This window comes from Vagococcus sp. WN80Y (assembly GCF_059621045.1).
Map to the genome: position 1 here is coordinate 25,387 of NZ_JCAQHY010000130.1, position 7,034 is coordinate 32,420.

Below are 7,034 nucleotides of genomic sequence, written 5' to 3' on the forward strand. Positions count from 1 at the left end.
TTGACTTCATTTCAAAACAGTCATTTTGAAAGTGTTTGAAACTTTTAAAGCTAAAATACTAAAAAATATATAAACCAAAATCAGTGTTTATTTAAACAAGTTACAATTTAATTCTTTTAATGAAATGAATTTGACTCCTTTGGTATCTAGTAAACCTTTTGTCATCAATTGCTCGGAAACAACAAATATAGTAACAACTTTCCAATCCCCGGCTTCTAATCCATAGTTATCAATCACACATCCTAAATTTTTACGAATCCAGTCGCTTCTTTTTAAATGCTTAGTTAAGAATGCCTTATCTCCTGTAAAAACTTTTTCTTGTTCCATTGCTAGTTCATATGGATTTCTTGAAAAACTGAAGTCTTTTGTTTCAATAACAAATAGTTTTTTATGATTTTGATTAATAGCAAGAACATCTATATCACCCAAAGTATTGTTCTTTTCATCAGAAATACGTTGCTTCCCAATCTTAGATACACCTTTTATTACTTGTAAATCAGAGTAAGTTCCGAGTATATTTTTTACTTGATCATTAAATTCATCGCCTAGTAGGTTCTGTTGCAAAGTTATAAATAAGCAAAACCAACACTTTTCACCAGGTGATTCTAAGCTGCTATTCTCATTAGTTGCTTGAGTTCATCGCATACTGAAAAGTCGAAGAGATTTCTTCGACTTTTTTTGTATAAGGCATAAACGATTTCCATTCCTTTAATTGTCGCTGACGCGGTCCTTATGGACCGATATAATTTGTGTCTTTTTTTGATAGGTCGATGGTCTTGCTCAATGATATTATTCATGTATTTACTGGTTCGATGAGTGGTAGAAGCGAAATAACCCTCTGATTCAAGCTGGTTAAACGCACAAGAGAGCGATGGCGCCTTGTCTGTAACAAGAATCCTGGGTTCACCAAATTGCTTAACTAATCGTTTGAAAAAAGTGTAAGCTGCTTGACTATCACGTTTCTTACGTAACCAAATGTCGAGTGTCAGCCCAGAAGAATCAATGGCGCGATATAAATAATGCCACTTGCCCTTCACTTTAATATAGGTTTCGTCCATTCGCCACGAGTCACCTGCCGTGCGATTCCTCTTTTTCCAAAGACAGTACGCGATTTGACTATATTCTTGAACCCATCGGTAGACAGTTGTGTGGCAGACGTCAATTCCGCGTTCACGAAGAATTTCTGGAACATCACGGTAGCTTAAGTTATACCGTAAGTAGTAGCCTACGGCTACCACGATAATGTCTTGTTTGAATTGTTTGCCTTTAAAATGAGCCATAACTGTTCCCCTTAGATTCCGTTTCTTTCCATTTTACACTAGATGGACCCTTTAGAAAAAACTTTGCAACAGAACCATTTTTCTAAATACTGATTTCCATTCCAATTTATTAATGATTTGTTAGCCGTCTAAATATGAACTATTCCACTTAGATTATTAGCAACTTCTCTATCAACAGTTGGATAAAGATGAGAATAAGTTCCTAATGTTATTTGAATATCAGAATGTCCTAGTCTTTTTTGAACTACCAAAGGATTTGCCATATCGATTCGAACATATTCTTGGTCTGCATCAGAAAGATTATTGTTATAACCAACATAGCATTTTTCTTTACTTTCAAAGACTAATTCTTGATGCTTTTCGGCATCACTGCCGAAGAACAAACGGTGTATATTCTCCTAATAATATCTACACCCCGCCTAAAACAACGCTAAAGTAAAGCGTTGTTTTAGGCGGGGTGTTTTGGTACAATGTTAGTAATTTCTTGGTTCGACTATTGCTGATAAGGTGAAGCGATTACATAAGATTATTTAGGGGGATAAAACATGAATTCAACAGTTACTTTCTATATTACTCGACATGGGGAAACATTACTTAACCATTTACATAAAGCACAAGGTTGGGTAGATTCCCCATTAACTGAAAGAGGAATCCAAGCAGCCTCACAACTAGGGCTGCAACTGAAAAATGTCCAATTTTCGGCTGCATTTTCCAGTGATGCATCCAGAGCTTTACAGACCGGAAAAACCATATTAACTGCGCAGGGGCAAAATAAACTGCAAGTTATTACTGATAAAAGGCTCCGTGAGTGGTGTTTGGGCTGCTGGGAAGCAGAAAATAATAATAAGTTTATTTCCAGTATGATGAATGAATTACAGATACAAAATGATTTTTCAGAACTTAATTTCCGTCTGCCGGAAGTTCAGGAGATTATTTATAAATCCGACACAACAGGTATGGTTGAACCGTTTCATATGATTACGGATAGATTGGAAAATTTTCTCAAAGAGACAGCTGATAATTTTATTCATTTGAATAACCCAAACGTCCTCATTGTTACTCATGCTTTTGCTATTAAAACATTGCTGTATTTGTTTTCAAAAGAAATGTTACGAAAAAAACCTAAAATCAAAAATGTCGATATTATTACTATTAAATGGGATGGTAAAAGTTTTTCTATCCTTACATGATAAGCGTAATACGTCTTTGCGGCTCATAAGATTAAGGCCCTTCCGAAAGGCAAAGCTAATGTGGCATTTTGGACAAAGAAAGACTTTGAAAGAGTACTGGTACAAATCTGTATGGGTGATGTGTATGAACATCTAAATTACACTATGCTAGCCAATAAATATCTAAGAACAATTGTCAAAACAGGAGATTATACAATGTCGGAAGTAGAGACCGCTATTCCTCTCATGGCAATACTACGATTGCTTGAACCAGATGCAAAGAATTTTAAAGCAAAGCTATTAGAAATGACTCAAAATAATTAATCAATAACCTTCCTATGTTTCATAAAAATGATAAAATTTGAATAGATAGTAACAATAGTTGAATTGAGTTAAAATGAGTAGTCGAATACTAAAAAAAGTACCAAGTAGTTTTTAATAGACTATGAACTGACCCCATAGGTTGAGACAAAAATAAAAACACCCCGTTGAATTCATGTAAAAATGAAGAAAACGGAGGTGTATTTATTAACTATTAAATGTAAATTAGTACTAATTAAGATAATATATCATAATGTATTCTTCATCGTTTTCATCAATAATTTTGAAACCTATATTCAAGTACATATTTAGCGCTTGATTATCTTTTTGTACAGACAATGAAGTTTTTTTATAGCCTTTATTTTTAAGGTATCCCAGCATTTGCTTCAACATATTCGATCCTAGCCCCAGCCCCCGATAATCTTTAAAAAGAGATATGGCAAATTCTGGTGTTTTATCATCAACGTTACCAAACCCCAGAATTATCCTTACCCAAACAGCACCAACGACTTTCCCATCAACCTCTAGACATAGACAATAGTCATCTTTTAATTGTCCAAAATTTTCAATATACACATGTAAAGAAGGTTCTGTAATAATTGTTCTAGGCAATAATTTTTTTGGATCTTTTTGAAATATAGCTTCATATAGAAAATCTTCAAGAACTGGATATTCTTGTGGCTTCATTTCTCTAATAATGTATCTCATATAAACCTCCAATTTTTATACTGTTTAATTAACCTTACTTCCACATATACTATTCCACCTTATACAAGAAATTTTATGATAATTTTTGGTGTTACACTAAACTGTCATACTACCAATTAAAAATTCTTTCACGATACTATAGTATTCTTTGGCATTTGACAACATAGGAGTATGTCCACCTTTATCAAAAGAATATTCTTTTGCATTAGTACATAGCTTTCTCATTATTGTTTTTTGTTTTTCATTTACTAATTTATCTGTCGGACTATTCAATAATAAAACTGACTTGTTAGTATAATCCTCAGAACTAAATACATGATTAAAAATAAACTCTTCCATACAATTTATAATCGTAATCATGTCTTGTTTGCTCAACAACTTTAAGTCCTCTTTCATTCTTATTTGAGCTTTTCTTGAATACTCTTGTCCTGATTTTAGTTTAATTCCTTTAGCAAATTTACCTGTCATTATATTCAACACTAACGATAAAGGTAAGATTTTAAAAATAAATTTTGCCTTTTGATAAAAAGCAAGTTCTGTCTCATTTACTTGATAGGCATCTTCTTTAGACATTGACGTTAAACTATGAGAAAAAATAACTTTATCAACTATTTTGGGATGTAACTTTATCAAATTTTGAATATGAACACCACCGTTAGAATGGCCAATAGCGTCACAACTTGTAAAATTTTCATGTTCTATTATAGTGGACAATCCCTGTGCTGATAATTTGAATTTGGGAAGAGGTGGTACTGATAAAGCAATCACAGTATAAAAAGTATGTAGTTCCTCTATCAAAGGAAGTGCAAAGTAATGCCCACCTATATTAGCAGGTAAGGCTATTAATAATTTTTTACCACTACCACTAATTGAGTATCTCCATGTTTCATATCCAATCTGTAATTCTTTTATACAAATTTGAAAGCTACCATAATCCTCCTCACTAACAATCGTTTCTTTATTCATTTTACTCCCCCCTATTTCATATTTTCTATATAATTCATCAATTATATTCTGAAATTCAGCATCAATTATATTTTCTGTTATGCTGCCAGTCATAGCTAAGCTAGTCAGCCCATGCAAGACAATATAAATATGATTACTTAGTTCTAGCGCCTCTTCTTTTTTCGTAAAAGTTGAAAACATTGTTGTTAATTGCATCATAATATTCTGATACGCCTCATTCATTTTTCAGTGTGTATTTTTTCTGGGAAACTGAAATAGTATTGGTAAATAATACTATTTACGGAAAACTTAAAATTTAGTAAGTCCATTTTTTCCTGACTAAAATAAGAATGTAAAACATTCAAGCATTCTGCAAAGCTTGTTATTGTATTCATTTCATCCCAAATAGGCGCAGTTGAACTAGCAAAGATGTCTAATACTATAGCTTCAACACTATGATAATGATAGTAAAGACCACCCTTAGATAAATTTAGCTTTTCTGCAATGTCGCTCATAGTTACAGAACTATAGCTTCTTGCATATATCAATTGTTTTGTTTGCTCTTGTATCATTAAACGTCTCTTTTCTCCTTTTTTCATATCAACACCCCTTCATACACATATTAAAAACCGACACAATAGTCGGTTTTGTTATAGTTCAATTAAGAAGTATAAGTCAAATTAGATTCCCCATATGAAAATGAAACTTAACATTAAAGAATCACAAACTGAAAGTGAATTTTCTAACTCATTAGAAATAGAAAGAATATATATACTTCCATTGATCCCCATTCACGAAAATTGATCAAAAGTTCGAAATATTTACAACAATAAGCTTATTTTTGTTTACATGTTATAATGCTATTGAAAAACTCTTTCTTTTTATGCAAAGCTAAGTCATTGATATCGTTTATTTATAAATACGTTTTTTAGAAAATAGTGCTCTGATAGGAGGGGGAAAAATGAAAACTAAGATGCCTGAAATTCTTTCGTTCATTTCAGAAGAAGCCGTTAGTAGAAAAATGACAAGTGAGGAAATTGCCGATCACTTTGGTTATGATAAACATCACTTTAGTCGGAAATTTAAAGAAATAAATGGATTCAGTGTTGTTGAATTCCTCTCTAGTTTAAAAGTTGAAAAAGCGATTACTGAGCTTGATGATGAAAAGAGAGTAATCGACCTACAAGAACAATCAGGTTTTGAAAGCAGTGGTAGCTTCACAAATACGTTTAAAAAATATACAGGTAGTTCCCCTAGAGCATACAAAACTGAAATGGATGACCTTTTTTATGATATGAAACGTTTTGAAACGGATGATAAGGATCAGTCTATAGCGCATTTTGAAGAAAAGAATCAGTCTTTTTGTACAGTCACGATTGAAGTCCCTGATGGATTTGAAAAGGGAATCATATTTATTGGACTTTTCCGGACCCTTATACCAAATCATCTGCCTATATCTGGATTAGCTACTAAAATTTTAATAGGAAATAAATTAAAAAATATTCCAAGTGGAGACTATTATTTATTAGCCTGTGCAATAAGCCGTTCCAATAATGTTCTATCTTACTTTAACTTAGGCAATAGTTTAAGAGGTAAAGAAGATGGAAAGTTATCTTTTCCAAAATGTTCTGGCAATAGCTACACGATTAAGCTAAGAGAACCAATACCAGAAGACCCACCAATATTAGTTAATGTGGGAAAGCTTTTAATCTCCCGTTTAAAGAACACAATCTAGAATAAGATTATTTGATTTTGAAATGATAAAATAATTGTAAGTTAAGGAAATGGAGGGAATAATTATGAGTATAAATACAAAAGGTATTACAATAGGTCTACCAGTAAGTAATTTGGAGGTATCTGCTAGTTGGTATGAAAAAGTTTTTATGAGTGAGGAGAAATTTATCCCTGTTGAAGGCGTTATTGAGTATCCAGTTGGTTCTATTTGGATTCAACTATACGAAGAAAAAATTAATGTTTCAGAGAACGTTTTACGTTTCGAAGTGGAAAATGTAGAAACAGAATTTGAACGATTAAAAACACTTGGAGTAATAACTGACGAGGTGTTAGAGGATGTACCAGATCTCCTTAAATACTTTGAATTCTCTGATCCAGATGGCAATAAGTTATCTTTCTATTGGGTATACGCGCCAGAACAGACAGAAAAGATTTAAATAATACTTATGTAATGACTATCACGCTAAAACGACGGATAAATGATTCGTCGTTTTTTGTTTTAGAAGTCGTGCTTAAGTGGAGTGAAATATAGCTTTGACATTATTCTTTCTACTGTCCCAAATGGAAGCAGGAAACAATCATATCTGCAAATGAGTTGATTGTTAGAGTTGATAAACTAGTAATCTTGGGAGTACATCTCAACTATCATTAGCCTTTTTGTTTTATAGCAATCATTGTATTTTAATCTCGTCAAGTTTCGTTCGTGCTGACTCTTTATCTTTCTTTCACTAGTGTTGCGAAGTAACAGTTAGAGTATTCTGGTACTATGTCAAGATAAAGGACAACTTAAATCGAGAGAGTCAGGTATTGTGCTTAGCTATTTCTAAATTCATGTTGAAATGATCCAAAAACTGAGCGAATCAAGAATGTTGGTGTT

Annotated in this window: 9 protein-coding genes; 3 read left to right on the forward strand and 6 right to left on the reverse strand. The window is 32.5% G+C overall.

All coding sequences use genetic code 11. From position 1 onward, the window contains the following. Positions 1 to 87: 87 nt before the first annotated feature. The 3 genes from AC5KOD_RS06605 to AC5KOD_RS06615 form a co-directional block, all read right to left on the reverse strand. Complete coding sequence (locus AC5KOD_RS06605; RefSeq protein WP_496913749.1) at positions 88 to 564, reverse strand: anti-phage protein Upx-like protein; 477 nt, start codon at positions 562 to 564, stop codon at positions 88 to 90. Between the two features lie 41 nt (positions 565 to 605). Further along, positions 606 to 1,280 carry an IS6 family transposase gene (locus tag AC5KOD_RS06610; RefSeq protein WP_496913750.1) on the reverse strand — a complete coding sequence of 225 codons (675 nt, stop codon included), beginning with the start codon at positions 1,278 to 1,280 and terminating at the stop codon, positions 606 to 608. Between the two features lie 128 nt (positions 1,281 to 1,408). After that, positions 1,409 to 1,663 (reverse strand): hypothetical protein, encoded by a 255-nt coding sequence (locus tag AC5KOD_RS06615; RefSeq protein WP_496913751.1) that lies wholly within the window; start codon positions 1,661 to 1,663, stop codon positions 1,409 to 1,411. Between the two features lie 162 nt (positions 1,664 to 1,825). On the opposite strand from AC5KOD_RS06615, the gene AC5KOD_RS06620 reads away from it, so the two are divergent. Further along, positions 1,826 to 2,470 carry a histidine phosphatase family protein gene (locus tag AC5KOD_RS06620; protein ID WP_496913752.1) on the forward strand — a complete coding sequence of 215 codons (645 nt, stop codon included), beginning with the start codon at positions 1,826 to 1,828 and terminating at the stop codon, positions 2,468 to 2,470. A gap of 531 nt (positions 2,471 to 3,001) precedes the next feature. Here the strand turns inward: AC5KOD_RS06620 and AC5KOD_RS06625 are convergent. The 3 genes from AC5KOD_RS06625 to AC5KOD_RS06635 form a co-directional block, all read right to left on the reverse strand. After that, positions 3,002 to 3,478 (reverse strand): GNAT family N-acetyltransferase, encoded by a 477-nt coding sequence (locus tag AC5KOD_RS06625; RefSeq protein ID WP_496913753.1) that lies wholly within the window; start codon positions 3,476 to 3,478, stop codon positions 3,002 to 3,004. Positions 3,479 to 3,574: 96 nt separating this feature from the next. Next, positions 3,575 to 4,642: an alpha/beta fold hydrolase gene (locus tag AC5KOD_RS06630; protein ID WP_496913754.1), complete on the reverse strand. Its 1,068-nt coding sequence runs from the start codon at positions 4,640 to 4,642 to the stop codon at positions 3,575 to 3,577. 20 nt (positions 4,643 to 4,662) lie between these two features. Then, complete coding sequence (locus AC5KOD_RS06635) at positions 4,663 to 5,022, reverse strand: TetR/AcrR family transcriptional regulator (protein ID WP_496913755.1); 360 nt, start codon at positions 5,020 to 5,022, stop codon at positions 4,663 to 4,665. A 362-nt stretch (positions 5,023 to 5,384) separates the two neighbouring features. Here AC5KOD_RS06635 and AC5KOD_RS06640 point away from each other — a divergent pair, with 362 nt between their 5' ends. Together AC5KOD_RS06640 and AC5KOD_RS06645 are read left to right on the forward strand one after the other, a co-directional pair. After that, on the forward strand, positions 5,385 to 6,158 hold the full coding sequence (locus AC5KOD_RS06640; RefSeq protein WP_496913756.1) for a helix-turn-helix domain-containing protein: 774 nt from the start codon (positions 5,385 to 5,387) through the stop codon (positions 6,156 to 6,158). Positions 6,159 to 6,222: 64 nt separating this feature from the next. Then, the gene (locus tag AC5KOD_RS06645; protein WP_496913757.1) at positions 6,223 to 6,594 is read left to right on the forward strand and encodes a VOC family protein; all 372 of its coding nucleotides are present in this window, start codon (positions 6,223 to 6,225) and stop codon (positions 6,592 to 6,594) included. Positions 6,595 to 7,034 lie beyond the last annotated feature (440 nt).